We start from the raw sequence: 16,602 nt of genomic DNA on the forward strand, positions 1-16,602 counted from the left end.
GTGGGGGTTTTTGGTGTGTAATGCTTCTGAGATTAAGTCTTTGCAAAAAAACAAGCTCCGACAGATAAACAGTGTCTGTGGAGCTTGTCACTAGCTGATGACAATTTTATTCTTCCCGGTGTTTTTAGCTTCGTAAAGTGCATCATCAGCCTGCTGAAAAGTGGAATTTTTGGAGTCTGCGCCTGTGTAATCATGCATCCCGATACTGACGGTTATGCTTTTACCTTCCATTTCGGCAAAAGGGGTATCGGCTACTTTGGCTAGAATTTGTTGCATGATTTCATAGGATCGCTCAAAGGTTTTGGTAGTCAAAATGACAATGAATTCCTCGCCACCGTACCGCGCGGCGAAATCATCAGGACCGATATACTCGAGCAGAATCGCTGCGACTTTTTGTAATACGATATCTCCAACGGAGTGTCCATAGCAATCATTTACTTTTTTGAAATTATCGATATCCATAACGGCAAGCTGCATGGAGAATGGATTACTCTGCTGATGCTCAATTAGCCAACCTAAATATTCGTGAAAAGTCTTGTGATTATACAGATCAGTCAGGGGGTCTATCTTAGATAGACGATCCATAATTATATTCTGAATGCGTAATTCCTGTTCTGACTTAACGGAGTTCTGCAGGGATTGCATCAAATCACGTCCACGAACGATTACTGCAAAACCTGCCAAAGCAGTGCCTGCAAAAATAAGAGCGATAATGATAGTTTGGGTGATCGGTAAGTACTCGTGAATGGGTGTCCTGATGAATAAAATGATCGTGTACAGTAGAGAAATAGCAGAAGTGGCTATCATATAACTGCTCTTCAGATAGATCATCGAGACTAGTAGCGGGAACAGCATAATTAATGATTTAACATGCAACTCATCGCTGAGATTGACGATAATCAAAACCGCAAATAGATGGCTTGCAACCGTAATGGCGAGTTGGGCCCACAGAGGCCTCCATCTATAGATTACTTCTAGAATAATGATCAAACTCACTATGATGGAATCAGAAATCAACGAGTGCTCAATATAATCGTTCCTGGTTGGGGTTTCCGGACGCTGGCTCCATAAGGATAGAGAAACAATGAACTGAATACTTAAATACACAATCAGGATGATCCAGAATGAATTGAGAAGCACACGATTCCAATAGGTCTGACGAGGAGTTTGAGGTGTGGCGCGCATAATGTGATCCTCTTTTCCAGTGGCAATATGCTTATATATTCGACAATAAGCTCAGGTTTCCTCTTGATGGCTTTCTTGGAAGCGGGAGTTCAACAAGCATCTTTATAAGGGGAGATTGCCTGGCCCGGGGAATGATTGAACGAAAAGGAATACTATAGAAAGTATTTCCTTTAATTAACTCTGCTGATATAATGTTAGAATACATAACATCAATCGAGTGGAGTGGAATTGAAGATGCAGATCCGTCCAAACCAGATTTTTGTAGTCGTCCTGTTGCTTCTTGTCAGTGTGTACAGCTTATTGATTGACATGCTCTGGATTCATAAGCTGGTGATTATTCTGTTTATGGGTTCTCTAGGATGGTTCTCGCTGAATACATCCCGCTACGGTTATCGCAAAGAAGCGCTGCTGAAGGAGTCACAGAACAAAGTGGAGCTTCTTGGCAATGAGATTGTAGTTACCTCGGATCGGCTGCATGGTGCACTTGAAGAAATCAGCCGCCATACAGAGCAGCTGCAGCAGACAGCGGATTATTCACACGCGTATGAAACGGATTTAAGGATTCGCAGCAACGAAGCTAAAGCCAATATTGAAGGGGCCTATCAGACGATGGGCGGTGTAGCTTCAGTTACAGCACATATCGAAGAATTGACGGAAAAACTAGGCTCGAATATGCAATATGCCCGGCAAGGAATGACAGCAATGGTAGATTCCCTGAGCATTGCAGATGGGGTGATGAAGGATCTGCAAACACAGAGTGGGGACATGTTAGCTAAGTTTACTACCCTGAGTAATCATATTGCGATGGTAGAGGAGATCAATACATTGATTAACTCCATTGTGAATGAGACCTCATTGCTCGCGCTGAATGCTTCTATTGAAGCGGCCCGGGCCGGTGAACAGGGCCGCGGATTTGCAGTAGTGGCCAGCCGGATTCGGCAGCTGGCTGATCAAAGCAAGAGCTCGGTAGAACGCTCCTCAGGCATCTTGCTTGACATTAATAATGGAGTACAGCAGGTGCTGGAATCCGTTACGAAAGAGCAAGTCTCAGTGGAGCGTGGGGTGAACGAGGTCGGCACGGTGAAGCTTCGACTCGATGATATCGCGTCGAGAGTAGATGAAGTAGGCAGCGCCGTGACGGAAACAATCGATGCTGCCGCGAAGCAGGGCAAGCTGATTGTAGAAGTGACAACGGAGCTGAGCGGTGCGGTGGCGATCGTGAATGAGACGATTGCCAATGTAGACCTTACGCTGGAGCAGGTGACACGGCAGCGGGATCAAATTGGGCAGCTGAACGAAGTCAGCGCCAATCTGTTAGCGGAGTCGCAATCCTTGCAGCAATCGGTTACTAGCATTGCGGGCAGAGCGGAAATTGAGATGAGCCAATATGCAGCCCGGCTTCAGGAAATGCAGAGTCTCTTGGAGACGATTTCCGCCAAGGAAGAACTTTACGCTCCAGATACTGAAGTTCATCAAGGTGTTTTGAACGCTTACATTAAGAAAATTCCAGATGTACAAGCCATTTGGTCTAATCGGACGGATGGAACCTTTATCTACTCCGAGCCAGCGGCTGGCTTGTTGAATGCTAAGCGGCGTGATTGGTGGAATGGGGCCATGAATGAAGGTGAATATGTCTCTAAACCTTACGTATCTGCGATTACGAAACGTTCTTGTATTACATTATCTAGAGCAATCCGGAATCGTCAGGGAGATGTAGTAGGCGTGGTGGGTATTGATTTAGCGGTGTAATAAAGCAACAGCAGCAAGCCCTTCTGTAGCAGAGGCTTGCTGTTTTTTTTATTCCGATGCTAACACAACTTAGCTTTAGGTAGCGCTGACCTGCAATTGCTTCCACGTTGCCTGCCAGTTTTTTTGTGCAATTCGTTTTTCATAAATAGGGAGTAAGCTTGGATTATTGTTGAAATGAGGGGTAGCCCGCAACACTACATTAATAACATCCGCAATCCCATGCGGAGCGGTTAGGATAACCTTACCGTATTCATCTAAGGAAAGCCCAAGCGCTGTAGCTGTTTCCGGAAACTTGGAGATGGCATCTACAGATGACGTATAGGGTGCAAGGTTGTTAATGGTATGCATTCTTGCTTCATTCTTAACGGACCATGGCACATGGGGATTTAAATCTCTTAGTTTTGCCTCCCATTGCTTTTCCACTTCCTCATGAAGATTGCTGCCGTCATAATAAATAACATCAATATCTGGCAAAGGGGTCCGTTCTTCAAATCCATGTAAGGTATCCCAGATTTTTGAACGTACAAACCCCGCACAAACCCACCAGTCAGGTAACTGTAGCGATCTGGCATTTTCTAAAATATCCATCATCCAGGGATCATTATGTACAAGCTGAATGATATCTGCCTCGTGTTCTATCTTGCGCAAACTGCCACCTCCTAATATTCATGCTTCCAATCTGTTAATATCATACAACAAGAGTTTCAATAGAGGTATAAAGGGACAGGCTGAATGGACAGAGGCATGAACTATCTTTATAATGAATCGACATCGAGACCTTTGGAGGCGGTGACCGTGCAATATACGTTTACTATATTACTGCAATTGTTGGAAAGAGCTGCGTTATTGCTGATGTGTCTATTTGTATTGACTCGTCTGCCGCGGTTTAAAGAGGTTTTTCAAAAAGGGAGTTACGCTCCGCAAGAGCTTGCTATTGCAACGATGATCTTCAGCTTATTTGCCATTTTCGGCACTTATAGCGGAATTAATGTGGAAGGTTCGCTTGTGAATGTACGAATTATCGCCATCGTATCTGGCGGGATTTTGTTCGGGCCATGGGTTGGACTTATAACAGGCATCATCTCAGGGGTTCACCGTTTTCTGATTGATATCGGAGGGGTAACCTCTCTTCCTTGTCTGATTACGAGTATCACCGCGGGCATAGTGTCTGGGATAATCTATCGCCGCACCTCTGGTGAGCGTCGCTGGATAGCAGGCATCTTGGCGGGAATGGCCTGTGAGGCACTGACGATGCTGCTCATTCTAGCGATGGCTCAGCCGATGTCGCTGGGTGTGGATATCGTGTCCAAGATCGCTTTTCCGATGATTATGAGCCAGATTAGTGTCGGCCTGATTGTCGTGTTAGTGCAGAGCGTGGAAGGTGAGAAGGAACGGATTGCGGCTAAGCAGTCCAAGCTGGCGCTTGATATTGCCAATAAGACCTTGCCGTATTTTCGCAATATTAACCAGGAGTCGCTGCACACCATCTGCCAGATCATCAAAGAGGATATCGGTGCAGACGCTGTAGCGATTACTGATACTCGGTTTATTCGTGCCTATGTTGGTGTGGGTGAGGAGGATTATGAGACAACTAACGATATTATCAGTGAGGAAACTAAAGTAACGTTGTCCAGTGGTGAAATTACCATCCGTAATGATGATAGTGATTACGTGAATCCGCAGATCAAGTCGCTGATCATTATTCCTTTAAAGGAAAAGGGTGAGGTGACGGGAGCGCTCAAAATCTATTACACCAAAGCCCACAAGATTACCTACTCACTTCAAGCTATGGCCGTGGGTCTGTCGCAAATGATCTCTACCTTGATGGAAGTGTCGCGGGTGGAAGGCATTAAGGAAATGGCGAACAAAGCGGAGCTGAAGGCACTGCAGACCAGCATTAACCCGCATTTTTTATTCAATGCACTGAATGCGATTGCGTCCTCGATTCGAATTAATCCGGATAAGGCGCGTGAGCTGATTGTGAATCTGTCCGGTTATATGAGATACAATCTGGAGCTTACCGATGAATTCATTGATATCAAACGAGAGCTACAGCAGGTCCAGCAATACGTAGAGATCGAAAAGGCGCGTTTTGGAAGCCGGCTTAACGTGCTTTATGATATTGATGAGGTTCAGGTTCGGATTCCGAGTCTGATCATTCAGCCGCTTGTAGAAAATGCGATTATACATGGCATACTGAAGGTAAGAGGGACAGGAACAGTAACGATTTCTGTAAAAGACCACGGGGATACCGTACGGGTGGGCATTCGCGATACCGGAGCTGGCATCAGCGAGGAAACGATAGAGAAAGTCTATACTGGCGATATGCCGGAGAATAAAATCGGGCTGTTTAATGTACACCAACGGGTAAAGCTGATCTATGGGACTGGACTTACCATTCAGAGATTGGATAAAGGGACGAACATCTTTTTTGATGTTAAAAAGGAGGACCAATGAGAGCGATCATCGTAGAGGATGAAGAGCTGGCAAGACAGGAGCTGGCTTATTTAATAGAGACGCACAGCGGGATCGATATAACGGCACAGTTTGAAGATGGGCTGGACGCACTTAAATTTTTGCAGAGTGATACGGTAGATGTGATTTTTCTGGATATTAATATTCCCTCTATCGATGGGGTGCTGTTGGCACAGAATATCAGTAGATTCTCGGTAAAACCCTACATAGTGTTCATCACTGCGTATAAGGAGCATGCCGCTGAGGCGTTTGAGATTGAAGCTTTTGACTATATTCTTAAGCCGTATAGCGAGGTTCGCATTAAAGCCATGCTGCACAAGCTGGAAAATGCGGTTGCCAGCCGTGGACGACAGGGGGAAGAGGAGCGTAATCCGGTGAGTGACAAGGTCAATCTGTGGAAAAATGAAAAGATTATCGTAGTGAATGCCGACGATATTTATTACGCCTCCGCGCAGGAAAAAAGTACAAGTGTGATGACTAAAGGTGAGGAATACAGCATGGCACTTAGTATTAGCGATTTCTTTCAGCGGCTGCCGCAGGATCGTTTTTTTCGCTGCCATCGTTCCTATATTGTTAACCTGTCCAAGATCAAGGAAATCATCCCGTGGTTCAACAATACGTATTTGCTGCGCCTGCATGATTTAGATTTTGAAGTGCCGGTAAGTCGTAGTAAGGTAAAAGAATTCAGGCAGATTATGCGCTTATAAATGCAATTCATTCTTCATTTCCGTCATCTCATGCCGGATTTCTCTCAACATCGGCTGGTTTAGCTACAATAAAGAGGCGATAGAAGCTCTTGTAGCAGACAACGAGAGAGAAAGAAGGAAAAGACCATGACTACGACAATGGACAGCAAAAGCACCAAACGGTGGCTAATCGTATTAGGTACAGTAATTATGCAAATGGGTCTAGGTACCATCTATACATGGAGTTTATTTAATGCGCATCTGGTAACAAAATTTGGCTGGGAGCTTAACTCCGTTTCGATTACTTTTTCTATAACGAGCTTTGCACTCGCTTTCGCGACCTTGTTCGCAGGGAAGCTGCAGGATCGTTTCGGGCTTCGCCGTTTGACTGCTACTGCTGGGATTGTGCTCGGACTAGGATTGATCCTTAGCTCGCAGGCCAATTCACTCTTCATGTTCTATTTATTGGTTGGGGTGATCGTTGGTTTTGCGGATGGGACAGCTTATATCACTTCATTATCTAATTTAATTAAATGGTTTCCGAATAATAAAGGTTTAATCTCCGGCGTATCCGTTGGTGCTTATGGAACAGGGAGTTTGATCTTTAAATATATTAACGGCGGGTTGATTGACTCAGTGGGTGTGTCTAATACATTTATGTATTGGGGTTTGATTGTTATGGGCATGATTGTAATCGGTTCCTTGCTCGTAAGAGAAGCCCCGGTTCAAGCGGCCCCAGCACCAGCGGGTTCAACGACAGCTGCAGTAATGAGTTCACCGAAAGACTATACGGTCAAAGAAATGCTGCGGACAAAAGAAGCGTATCTGCTATTTATCATCTTTTTCACCGCCTGTATGTGTGGTCTGTATTTGATCGGTATTGTAAAAGATATCGGCGTGCAGCTGGCTGGACTTGATGTACAGACTGCAGCTAGTGCGGTGGCTATGATTGCGATCTTTAATACAGCGGGACGTTTAATTCTGGGTGCTTTATCTGACAAAATGAGTCGCTTGAAGCTGGTAGGCGCATCACTTGCTGTAACTGCGGCGGCTATGCTGACCCTCAGCTACGCGACCCTGAATTTCGGACTTTTCTTCACTTGTGTAGCAGCCATTGCGTTCTGCTTTGGCGGGAATATCACGGTGTTCCCGGCCATTGTCAGCGACTTCTTCGGACTGAAAAATCACAGTAAGAACTACGGAATCGTCTACCAAGGTTTTGGTATTGGTGCCCTTTCCGGTTCGTTTATCGCCGTCTTCCTAGGCGGGTTCAAACCAACCTTTGTTATCTTTGGCCTCTTGTGCCTGCTGGCCTGCATCATCGCGATTTCTCTGAAACCGCCAGTGGCGAAGTCGAAAGAGAAAAAAGCGCTGCGTCTCAAAGCAACGGAACGTACAGCTTAAGGTGTAATTGAAGTTAGAGCCAGGCAGCGATTCTCCGGTTAGTGGAGAATCGCTGCCTGTTTTTTTGATTTGCGGTGGCTTGCTGAGCTGAGACTTGTTTGGGCGGATTATCTTCAATTGGGAGAAGGAGTTTTGCTGGGATCTGAGAAGTAACTGCATTCTGTGCAACTATTCCGTATGAAATAGTGAATCTTCGGATTTTAGCTGTATTCTGTACAACTAAAACCTCGAGATGTTGCTTAGAGGCGAAAAAACCAAGGAAATAGTTGCACCAAATACAGCTATATCTAATGGTGGCGTGATGCGTGAAAAAATAGTTGTATGAAATACAGTTAAACGTGACTACCCTTGCACCAGCACCAGCACCAGCACCAGCACCAGCACCAGCACCAGCACCAGCACCAGCACCAGCACCAGCACCAGCACCAGCACCAGCACCAGCACCAGCACCAGCACCAGCACCAGCACCAGCACCAGCACCAGCACCAGCACCAGCACCAGCACCAGCACCAGCACCAGCACCAGCACCAGCACCAGCACCAGCACCAGCTACATCACTAGGAGCACCTAGCACCTATATCACTACAGGCACCTACACCAGCACCTACATCAGTACCAGCATCTGTACCAACGTCTGTGGGCCTGCACCATCACTTTTGCCATTCCTTTCCCTTCGTCTCTCTTTTGCGTCTAAACATTGCCTCCGTTACTGCTCAATATGTTTATTTAGAGGGTGGATAGATTTGTCGGACGCACAGCGGATTTTTTGTAACTAGGTAAGCAAGTACATCAATAGGACAGTGTGGTCGAAGCAGTGTTGGATGTGATCTGATTCTTGCGGAACTCGGATGGGGAGACCCCGCTAAGTTTATTGAATATGCGGTTGAACTGGGAGAAACTGTTGAATCCGCATTGCCCGGCGATCTCGGAAATCTTCAGGCGGGTGTAAATCAGCAATTGCTGGGCATTACGGACCCGGGTCATCTGAATATATTCTGTCAGCGTGGAGCCGGTAATTAACTTAAATTGGTGTGATAAATAATAGGAGCTGATAAAGAACTCTTTAGCGAGGAAATCAAGGGATAACTCGCTGTTGTAATGGCTATGGATGTATGCGGTGATCGAGTAGATTTTTTGCATAATGGCATTTCCGATCTCCTCTGGGACATAGCTGTTCTGATCCCTGCGCTGGTATAAAGCACATAGAAACTGTTGGAAAAGGCTGTGAATCAGTACTGGATTTAATGGTGAAGTGCTGTGTGATAAGGTGAAGATAGCGTTAAGAGGATCAAACACGGCTTTGCGCAACTCTTTTGGCAAACGGTAGATCGGTATTTCTTCCCAAAATGAGAGAAACATACTTTTGTAAGCGTTCTCTAAACCGGGTATATCCTTGGGCATGGCGAAGTTTATGATCAGCCGCTTAAACGGCGGCCCTTCCGGATATTGTGTCTTATGCATCCGATAAGGACGCAGGAGCACGATGTCATACTGCTGGAGGGCGCAGACATTCCCATCGATAATATGAGTGGCTCGGGAATCCATTAAGATATGAATCTCGTAAAAATCATGAAAATGCTGAAACTCCATATTGATATCGTGAGAACGCTGGTCATAATCAAAATAGTAAAAAAGGGGATCAACGGGCGTGTTGATACGTACGCTATATCCTTGTTCGTACAGTAAGTCGCTTTCAAGCAAATGCTCTCACCGCCTTATTCTGTAATATGCACTTATTATATGTTCAGAAAAGCAAGATTTGCAATATATGAGGGTTATTACAGCAAATATAAAGTAGTTTTTGTATGGAATGGTTTGATATATTACGGGTGAATGGAACTAGCCAACATGAGGGAAGACCCAAAATGGCAGGCGAAGGGGCGGAAAACAGATGAACAACAGCCGGATTAGTAAAGTTGAGATCATTGAAAAGCTGAACCGCGTGACGGATAAGCTGCTGAAGCTGGAGCGGCCGGAAAACGAAGCCGAACTGCAAAATTTAGGGGAGGATGCGGGACGACGGGGGTATTTTGCTCGTGATTTTGGCATGGAGGAATGGGATTGGCCGCAGGGAGTGGGGCTTTACGGACTTCAAAAACTTGAGCAGCATTTCAAGGATGAGCGTTATCAAGAATATGCCAAGCTTTGGATGAGCAAGCAGCTGGGCAAGGGGCTGCCGAGCCGGAATATCAATACAACAGCGCCGTTGCTGTCATTGATGGAACTGAAGGAATCGGAGGAATTAAGCCTGGAATGGGTACAGTGGTTGATGCATGGCCTGCCGCGGACGAAGGAGTCTGGTTATCAGCATGTCACAACAGGAGCGAGCAAGGATGAAGTTACGCTCAACGATAATGAAATCTGGATTGATACGTTATTTATGGCTATTTTGTTCACGGCAAAAATGGGTGTGAAATACGATAATTCCGCATGGCGGCAAGCGTCGCTTTACCAACTGCTGCTGCATATCAAATACCTGTATGATAAAAAGACAGGGCTGTTTTTTCATGGCTGGCATTTTGGCGGCCGGCATAATTTCAGCGAAGCCTTCTGGTGCCGGGGTAATAGCTGGTTTACACTCGGCCTGCCTGAATACCTGGATTTGATGGGGCCGTATCTGGACAGTGGAGTGTTTGAATATCTTCAACAGATCCTGAACGCACAGGCAACAGCTTTATTAGCCTGCCAGAGCGGAGATGGATTGTGGCATACGCTGCTGGACGACTCTAGCAGTTATACTGAAACGTCAGGCTCAGCAGCTATCGCAGCGGGTATTTTGCATAGCGTACGCAGGGGGTTGTTGCCGGAATCGTATGCAGGTCATGCCCTGAAAGCGATCCGGGCGGTGCTGGACAGAATTGACGATGAAGGCACGGTGCTTGGTGTATCCGGCGGTACTCCGATTGGTGCTGCAAAAGAAGATTATAAGCAAATCATTATTGCCCCTATGGCCTACGGGCAGGCCATGGTTTTAGTCGCACTAGGTGAAGCGTTACATTACTGTTGAGGTTGAGTAAATAGCTAAGGCGAGAGTCAAAAAAGCTGGAGAAATATTTGCTTGTAACTTCGCTGGTGCTTGGAGTATACTATTTTCGGGATGGTTAAGCGCTTACCTCGAAGGAGGATAAGCAAACATGGTAAATCCGATCGTAGTTGGCATTATTGGGGCAGGCAGAATTGGCCGGCTTCATGCAGATAATCTGCGTGTGATGCCGTCGTTTAAGTTGAAATCCATTGCGGAGGCTGTGGTAAGTGAGGAATTGCTGGTCTGGGCAGAGAGCCGGAATCTTGGCTCTGCATTTGTGAATGGGCAAGACCTTCTGAATGACCCTGAGATCGAGGCTGTGTTTATCTGCACACCTACGGATACCCACGCCTCATGGATTGAGCTAGCAGCCCGGGCTGGGAAACATATTTTCTGTGAAAAGCCGATCAGCCTGTCGTCAGAGTTTACCCACCAGGCACTGAAGATAGTGGAGGATGAGGGTGTATTGCTACAGGTCGGCTTCAACCGGCGAATGGACCCTAGCTTCCGCAAACTTAAGCAACTGGTTCAGTCAGGAGAGCTAGGCAGTCCACATGTTGTGAAGATCACATCACGTGATCCGCAGCCTCCGGGTGAGGCTTATGTGCGGTCTTCCGGCGGGATGTTTATGGATATGACGATTCACGATTTTGATATGGCCCGTTATCTGATGGGTGAGGAAGTAACAGAAGTTTATACCCGAGGTGCCAATCTCGTTGATCCGATGTTTGGGCGCTGCGATGATGTGGATACAGCTGTCATCACGCTGACCTTTGCCAGTGGCGCAATCTGCGTCATTGATAACAGCCGTAAGGCTGTATATGGTTATGATCAACGTGTGGAGGTGTTCGGTTCCTGCGGCTCAGCCACCGCCGACAACTGCCGTCCAACAACTGTAGAGGTTTCAACCGCTGCTTCGGTCACACGCGATCAGCCGCTTCATTTCTTTCTCGAGCGGTATAACCAGGCTTTCGTGGAAGAGGTTGCCGCATTTGCCCGGGCAATCCGCTTGCAGGAGCCTATCATTTGCAGCGGGCTTGATGGGCAACAGGCGGAACGGATTGCCGAAGCCGCTAAAGAATCCTATCTTACCGGGCTTCCGGTCAAGTTGTCTTCTTGTGCCGGAGAGGGAATATCGGCGACACATGCTTTGTAAGCGGATGCAGATGCTGAAGATGGGGGAGGTCTGTGAAGATGTCCAATCTAATCATAAAAGCCGGAGCACCCGGCAAAGATGGACTTGTAGCGGCAGTTAGCAAGGAGAGCGCTGGATGGGAGTATGTAGGTTTTGAAGTGTACCAGCTGCAGGTTGGGGATACGCTGAGCCGCAGCGCGGAAGGGAATGAAATCTGTCTGGTGCTGCTGGCGGGCAAGGCGGATGTGAGAGCAGGCGCCCAGTTGTTCGCCGGGATCGGTGAACGTATGTCTGTATTTGAGGATTTGCCGCCGTATGCGGTGTATATTCCGGCGGGAGGGCATTATGAAGTTACGGCCTTGACGGAGCTGGAACTTGCGGTTTGCCTTGCACCAGGAACGGGCAAATATGCGCCACGTTTGATCACTCCGTGCGATACTGTAGCCGAAGCCCGCGGTTCTGGCAGCATGTCACGGCGAGTGGTCAACATTTTGCCTGAGCAGAGTGAAGCCGAGAGCCTGCTGGTCGTGGAAGTGCGTACGGGTGGCGGCAATTGGTCCAGCTATCCTCCGCACAAGCATGACTGTGACAATCTACCTGCTGAGTCTTATCTGGAAGAGACATACTACCACCGGGTTAACCCGGCTCATGGTTTTGTAGTGCAGCGGGTGTATAATGATGACCGCAGCCTCGATGAGACGATGGCGGTGTCTGACCGCAGTATTGTATTGGTTCCGGAGGGCTATCATCCTGTATCGGCACCGCCGGGTTATGATTCTTATTATCTCAATGTGATGGCAGGTCCGGTCCGCACATGGGTTTTTCATAATGATCCGGAACATGAATGGCTGTTCGAGATGCAGCAACACCAGAAGGATAAGAAGGAATAGTGTAGCAGCACGCACGAAAAGGGGGCTTCCGCAAGGCGGAGGCTCCTTCTTTGTGTCGATGTATTGACCAAATGTTCGCCACAGTAACAGAGTCCCTTGCACCGCTTAATAGACACTGTCAGAAGAGTTCCTTATAATCTAGGTATAGGATTGATTGTACGAACGTAAAGGCGGGCTCACTAACGATGAAACCTACGATATATGATGTGGCACGGGAAGCGGGAGTCTCCATCGCTACGGTGTCCAAGGTGTTGAACAAGAACGGGAGAATTAGCGATAAGACACGGGAGAAGGTTCATCGGATCATGGAGGAGCTGAATTACCAGCCGAGTCTGGTGGCCTCTGCGCTGACGAGTCGCCGAACGGGAACAATCGGGCTGATGATTCCCGATATTTCTAACCCCTTTTTTGCTGAGGCGGCCCGAGGTATTGAGGATTATGCTCAGGAGCAGGGAAGCGACTTAATTGTATGCAGTACAGACCGGGATGATGAGAAGGCGGCCCGGTATATCTCACTGCTCCTGCGCAAACGGGTGGACGGTATAATCATTGCTTCTCATACAGGGAATCCGGATATGGTCCGCCGCCTGCTGGCTGATCACGTGCCGCTTGTGTTATTTTCGGCTGATATCCGGACGATGGAGAGTAACAGCGTCACGGTGGATGACTATAAGGGAGGCTATCAGGCGACAGAATATCTGTTGTCCTTGGGCCATCGCAGGCTCGGCGTTATCTCTGACAATTTACCGGGGAGTAAGCTGCGCGTGGAAGGCTTTATGGATGCGCTCAAGGCAGCAGGTGTTGGCTTTGACAATCCGGCTAATCTCACGCATACCTCAGCCACGCTGGAGAACGGCCGCAAAGCGGCTGCCGCGATGCTGGCTCAGGCGCAGGAAGACCGGCCGACCGCGATATTCGCTTGCAACGATCTGCTCGCGATTGGGATATTGAAGGAGGCGCGCAGCGCAGGCTTGTCAATTCCCCGTGATCTGTCCGTAGTGGGTTTTGACAATACAATGCTGGCTGAAATTTGCCATCCTACCTTGACCAGCATTGCTCAGCCTCTGCGTGAGATGACGGAACAGGCGATGATTCTGCTGAACGAATCTATCGACAATCCCGATAGTCCTAAGCGCAAGATCATGCTGATGCCGGAACTGATAGTCCGCCATTCCACTGGACCGGCACCGCATTAGGAAGACACAAACTCTACAAACGGAGTAAGAACGCCGACTCCTATCTGAAGACCTGTACTTCGCTTAGCGGCGAGGAACAGGTCTTTTCTTTGTTTTTTTCTGGTACATGAGTTCAGATCCCAACTTCGTTTAAGTTCAGGATTGCCAAACTCCAATTTCTAAACTATACTAATGGAAATTAGGTTAAGCGCTTAACCCACCCCCGATGATTGTTGTATCTCATTAATCCATTTCACTGAAGTTTTCTCAAGGAGGCGTCATAATGAACGGTTTACAGTTCGATCCTGCACGACCGCTGGATTTAATCGCTGTCGGTCGGCTCTGTATTGACTTGAACGCTAATGAAACCGGAAGACCAATGGAAGAGACACTGACCTTTACCAAATATGTTGGCGGCTCTCCTGCCAATATCATAATTGGAGCAGCACGGCTAGGGATGCGCACTGGCTTTATCGGTAAGATATCCGATGATCAGATGGGCCGTTTTATCCGAACTTATCTGCAAAGGAATGGCATTGACGATAGCCAGGTGAGTGTTGACCAGACTGGTGCAGTGACTGGGCTTGCTTTTACTGAAATAAAGAGCCCTCAGGAGTGCAGCATTCTGATGTACCGGGATCATGTGGCTGATTTGCTGCTGAGTACGGAGGAGATCTCGGAAGAGTATATTCGGAAGTCCAAGGCACTGCTGATCTCAGGTACTGCACTGGCACAAAGTCCGTCCCGTGAGGCTGTGTTTGTCGCTTTGGAGTTCGCCCGCAAGCACAATGTCACTGTATTTTTTGATCTCGATTACCGCCCCTATACGTGGAAGTCAGCCGCAGAAACAGCGGTTTATTATAATCTGGCAGCTGAGAAATGCGATTGTATCATCGGTACCCGTGAGGAATTTAATATGATGGAGAGCCTGTACAATGTAACAGATGCAGATGACGAAGCAACAGTTAACCGCTGGTTCTCGCACCAAGCAAAGCTGGTCGTTATCAAGCATGGCGGGAGTGGTTCAATCTCCTACACGGCGGATGGGCAGAAGCATCGGAGTGGTATTTTTCCCGCTAAAGTATTGAAGACATTTGGAGCCGGAGATTCTTACGCCTCAGCCTTTATTCACAGTCTAATGCGGGGGGAAAGCGTGGGTGAGGCCATGCGCCGCGGCAGCGCGTCGGCATCCATTGTCATCTCCCGCCACAGCTGTTCGGATGCCATGCCAACCTTGGATGAATTGGAAGCGTTTTTATTGTCTAACGAGGAAATCACTTCAGGTGCAGAGTAAGTAGGCGGAGGTTGGAGAGGACACAACTCAAACAACCCCAGATCGAATAGCTATGCAAGATTAGATTACATTCGCGGGATCGCATTAATAGAGATGAAGGAGTGAGTAGAATGGCACAGCAAACCGTGCAAGTGCTGAACAACTATATTGACGGGCAGTGGGTAGAGGCGGCTGCGGAGCAGACAGAAACGGTATACAATCCAGCGTCTGGTGAGGAGATGGCAAGTGTTCCGCTGTCCAGCAGAGTCGATGTTGATCGGGCAGTGGCGGCGGCAAAGGCGGCTTTTGCAGGCTGGTCCAAGACACCGGTGCCGCGCAGAGCGCGGATCTTGTTCAAATATCAGCAGCTGCTGATGGACCATTGGGATGAACTGGCGAAGACGATCACGCTGGAGAATGGAAAAAGCTTCAAAGAGGCCTACGGAGAGGTGCAGCGCGGCATTGAGTGTGTGGAATTTGCGGCAGGTGCGCCGACGCTGATGATGGGTCGGCAGCTGCCCGACATCGCGACAGGCATCGAGTCTGGGATGTATCGCTATCCCATCGGTGTAGTCGGCGGGATCACACCGTTTAATTTTCCGATGATGGTGCCTTGCTGGATGTTCCCGTTGGCCATCGCCTGTGGAAATACCTTTGTGCTGAAGCCCTCCGAACGCACACCGCTGCTGGCAGCGCGTTTGGTCGAATTGCTAGAGGAAGCCGGGCTTCCGAAAGGCGTGCTCAATCTGGTTAACGGTGCGCATGAGGTGGTAAACGGCCTGCTGGAGCATCCTGATGTGAAGGCGATTTCCTTCGTTGGCTCACAGCCAGTGGCCGAATATGTCTACAAGAAGGGTACGGCGTGTTTGAAGCGGGTTCAGGCGTTGGCAGGGGCGAAAAATCACTCTATCGTGTTGGCAGACGCGAATCTTGAGGCTTCGGCAACACAGATTGTCAACGCAGCCTTCGGCTCGGCGGGAGAGCGCTGTATGGCTTGCTCCGTGGTAACGGTGCAGGAAGAGGTTGCTGATGAGCTGATCTCCATCCTCCTGAGGGAATGTGAGCAGATGAACATCGGCAATGGTTTAGACGACGACACGTTTCTTGGGCCGGTTATCCGCCAAAGTCACAAAGACAAAACGGTCGCTTATATTGAACAAGGCGTGGCTGAGGGTGCTAAGTTGCTAAGGGACGGCCGGGCGGATGCCGCGGTGCAGGGACAGGGTTATTTTATCGGCCCAACCTTGTTTGATGGAGTGACCCGGGAAATGAAAATCTGGCAGGAGGAAATCTTCGCGCCTGTCCTGGCAGTGATCCGTGTCAAGGATGTAGAAGAGGCGATTGAAATTGCCAATACCTCTCGTTTTGCCAACGGGGCATGTATTTTTACGAATGACGGCGGGAAAGTGCGCTATTTCCGGGAAAATATCGAGTCAGGCATGTTGGGTGTCAATGTCGGAGTGCCAGCACCGATGGCCTTTTTCCCTTTCTCCGGCTGGAAGGATTCCTTCTATGGCGATCTGCATGCGAATGGAAGCGACGGGGTTGAATTTTATACACGCAAAAAAGTCGTCACTGCCCGCTGGCAGTAACAAAAACGGCGAA

General features: G+C 48.2%; 14 protein-coding genes. 10 read left to right on the forward strand and 4 right to left on the reverse strand.

Annotated features, from left to right (window positions below):
• Window positions 1-90: 90 nt before the first annotated feature.
• Window positions 91-1,185 carry a GGDEF domain-containing protein gene (locus PODO_RS01725; RefSeq protein WP_038568323.1) on the reverse strand — a complete coding sequence of 365 codons (1,095 nt, stop codon included), beginning with the start codon at window positions 1,183-1,185 and terminating at the stop codon, window positions 91-93.
• A 234-nt stretch (window positions 1,186-1,419) separates the two neighbouring features.
• On the opposite strand from PODO_RS01725, the gene PODO_RS01730 reads away from it, so the two are divergent.
• Complete coding sequence (locus PODO_RS01730) at window positions 1,420-2,934, forward strand: methyl-accepting chemotaxis protein (RefSeq protein WP_052096724.1); 1,515 nt, start codon at window positions 1,420-1,422, stop codon at window positions 2,932-2,934.
• Window positions 2,935-3,009: 75 nt separating this feature from the next.
• On the opposite strand, the gene PODO_RS01735 is transcribed toward PODO_RS01730, so the two are convergent.
• The gene (locus PODO_RS01735; protein WP_051491511.1) at window positions 3,010-3,525 is read right to left on the reverse strand and encodes a nucleotidyltransferase family protein; all 516 of its coding nucleotides are present in this window, start codon (window positions 3,523-3,525) and stop codon (window positions 3,010-3,012) included.
• 261 nt (window positions 3,526-3,786) lie between these two features.
• Here PODO_RS01735 and PODO_RS01740 point away from each other — a divergent pair, with 261 nt between their 5' ends.
• The 3 genes from PODO_RS01740 (at window position 3,787) to PODO_RS01750 (ending at window position 7,499) form a co-directional block, all read left to right on the forward strand.
• Entirely contained in the window at window positions 3,787-5,391 is a 1,605-nt protein-coding gene (locus tag PODO_RS01740) for a sensor histidine kinase (protein WP_280513476.1), read from the forward strand.
• Window positions 5,388-6,116, forward strand: a complete 729-nt coding sequence (locus PODO_RS01745) for a LytR/AlgR family response regulator transcription factor (RefSeq protein ID WP_038568327.1) — start codon at window positions 5,388-5,390, stop codon at window positions 6,114-6,116. Before PODO_RS01740 ends, PODO_RS01745 begins: the two co-directional genes overlap by 4 nt.
• Window positions 6,117-6,254: 138 nt before the next feature.
• On the forward strand, window positions 6,255-7,499 hold the full coding sequence (locus PODO_RS01750; protein ID WP_036687460.1) for an L-lactate MFS transporter: 1,245 nt from the start codon (window positions 6,255-6,257) through the stop codon (window positions 7,497-7,499).
• Between the two features lie 342 nt (window positions 7,500-7,841).
• Here the strand turns inward: PODO_RS01750 and PODO_RS31615 are convergent, their stop codons facing one another.
• Complete coding sequence (locus tag PODO_RS31615) at window positions 7,842-8,045, reverse strand: hypothetical protein (protein WP_052096726.1); 204 nt, start codon at window positions 8,043-8,045, stop codon at window positions 7,842-7,844.
• A 243-nt stretch (window positions 8,046-8,288) separates the two neighbouring features.
• Window positions 8,289-9,200 carry a helix-turn-helix transcriptional regulator gene (locus PODO_RS01760; RefSeq protein WP_038568333.1) on the reverse strand — a complete coding sequence of 304 codons (912 nt, stop codon included), beginning with the start codon at window positions 9,198-9,200 and terminating at the stop codon, window positions 8,289-8,291.
• Between the two features lie 190 nt (window positions 9,201-9,390).
• Between PODO_RS01760 and PODO_RS01765 the strand changes: the two genes are divergently transcribed.
• The 6 genes from PODO_RS01765 to PODO_RS01790 all read left to right on the forward strand — a co-directional run bounded on the left by PODO_RS01765 (window position 9,391) and on the right by PODO_RS01790 (window position 16,589).
• Complete coding sequence (locus PODO_RS01765; RefSeq protein ID WP_038568335.1) at window positions 9,391-10,506, forward strand: glycoside hydrolase family 88/105 protein; 1,116 nt, start codon at window positions 9,391-9,393, stop codon at window positions 10,504-10,506.
• Window positions 10,507-10,633: 127 nt separating this feature from the next.
• Complete coding sequence (gene iolG / locus PODO_RS01770) at window positions 10,634-11,680, forward strand: inositol 2-dehydrogenase (RefSeq protein ID WP_052096728.1); 1,047 nt, start codon at window positions 10,634-10,636, stop codon at window positions 11,678-11,680.
• Window positions 11,681-11,718: 38 nt separating this feature from the next.
• A complete protein-coding gene (gene iolB, locus PODO_RS01775) occupies window positions 11,719-12,549 on the forward strand; it encodes a 5-deoxy-glucuronate isomerase (RefSeq protein ID WP_038568337.1) in 831 nt (276 codons plus the stop codon).
• A 185-nt stretch (window positions 12,550-12,734) separates the two neighbouring features.
• Entirely contained in the window at window positions 12,735-13,745 is a 1,011-nt protein-coding gene (locus tag PODO_RS01780; protein ID WP_038568340.1) for a LacI family DNA-binding transcriptional regulator, read from the forward strand.
• Window positions 13,746-14,007: 262 nt separating this feature from the next.
• Window positions 14,008-15,018 (forward strand): 5-dehydro-2-deoxygluconokinase, encoded by a 1,011-nt coding sequence (iolC, locus tag PODO_RS01785; protein ID WP_038568343.1) that lies wholly within the window; start codon window positions 14,008-14,010, stop codon window positions 15,016-15,018.
• Window positions 15,019-15,128: 110 nt separating this feature from the next.
• Window positions 15,129-16,589, forward strand: a complete 1,461-nt coding sequence (locus tag PODO_RS01790; RefSeq protein WP_038568346.1) for a CoA-acylating methylmalonate-semialdehyde dehydrogenase — start codon at window positions 15,129-15,131, stop codon at window positions 16,587-16,589.
• Window positions 16,590-16,602 lie beyond the last annotated feature (13 nt).

It is taken from the genome of Paenibacillus odorifer (assembly GCF_000758725.1).
Lineage (GTDB): Bacteria > Bacillota > Bacilli > Paenibacillales > Paenibacillaceae > Paenibacillus_AQ > Paenibacillus_AQ odorifer.

Bases quoted from the DNA above. Each gene is read 5' to 3' on its own strand.
- PODO_RS01745 (WP_038568327.1), top strand. From the start codon at position 5,388: ATGAGAGCGATCATCGTAGAGGATGAAGAGCTGGCAAGACAGGAGCTG.
- PODO_RS01780 (WP_038568340.1), top strand. From the start codon at position 12,735: ATGAAACCTACGATATATGATGTGGCACGGGAAGCGGGAGTCTCCATC.
- iolB (WP_038568337.1), top strand. From the start codon at position 11,719: ATGTCCAATCTAATCATAAAAGCCGGAGCACCCGGCAAAGATGGACTT.
- PODO_RS01740 (WP_280513476.1), top strand. From the start codon at position 3,787: ATGTGTCTATTTGTATTGACTCGTCTGCCGCGGTTTAAAGAGGTTTTT.
- iolG (WP_052096728.1), top strand. From the start codon at position 10,634: ATGGTAAATCCGATCGTAGTTGGCATTATTGGGGCAGGCAGAATTGGC.
- PODO_RS01725 (WP_038568323.1), bottom strand. From the start codon at position 1,185: ATGCGCGCCACACCTCAAACTCCTCGTCAGACCTATTGGAATCGTGTG.
- PODO_RS01765 (WP_038568335.1), top strand. From the start codon at position 9,391: ATGAACAACAGCCGGATTAGTAAAGTTGAGATCATTGAAAAGCTGAAC.
- PODO_RS01790 (WP_038568346.1), top strand. From the start codon at position 15,129: ATGGCACAGCAAACCGTGCAAGTGCTGAACAACTATATTGACGGGCAG.
- PODO_RS01735 (WP_051491511.1), bottom strand. From the start codon at position 3,525: ATGATGGATATTTTAGAAAATGCCAGATCGCTACAGTTACCTGACTGG.
- iolC (WP_038568343.1), top strand. From the start codon at position 14,008: ATGAACGGTTTACAGTTCGATCCTGCACGACCGCTGGATTTAATCGCT.
- PODO_RS01730 (WP_052096724.1), top strand. From the start codon at position 1,420: ATGCAGATCCGTCCAAACCAGATTTTTGTAGTCGTCCTGTTGCTTCTT.
- PODO_RS01750 (WP_036687460.1), top strand. From the start codon at position 6,255: ATGGACAGCAAAAGCACCAAACGGTGGCTAATCGTATTAGGTACAGTA.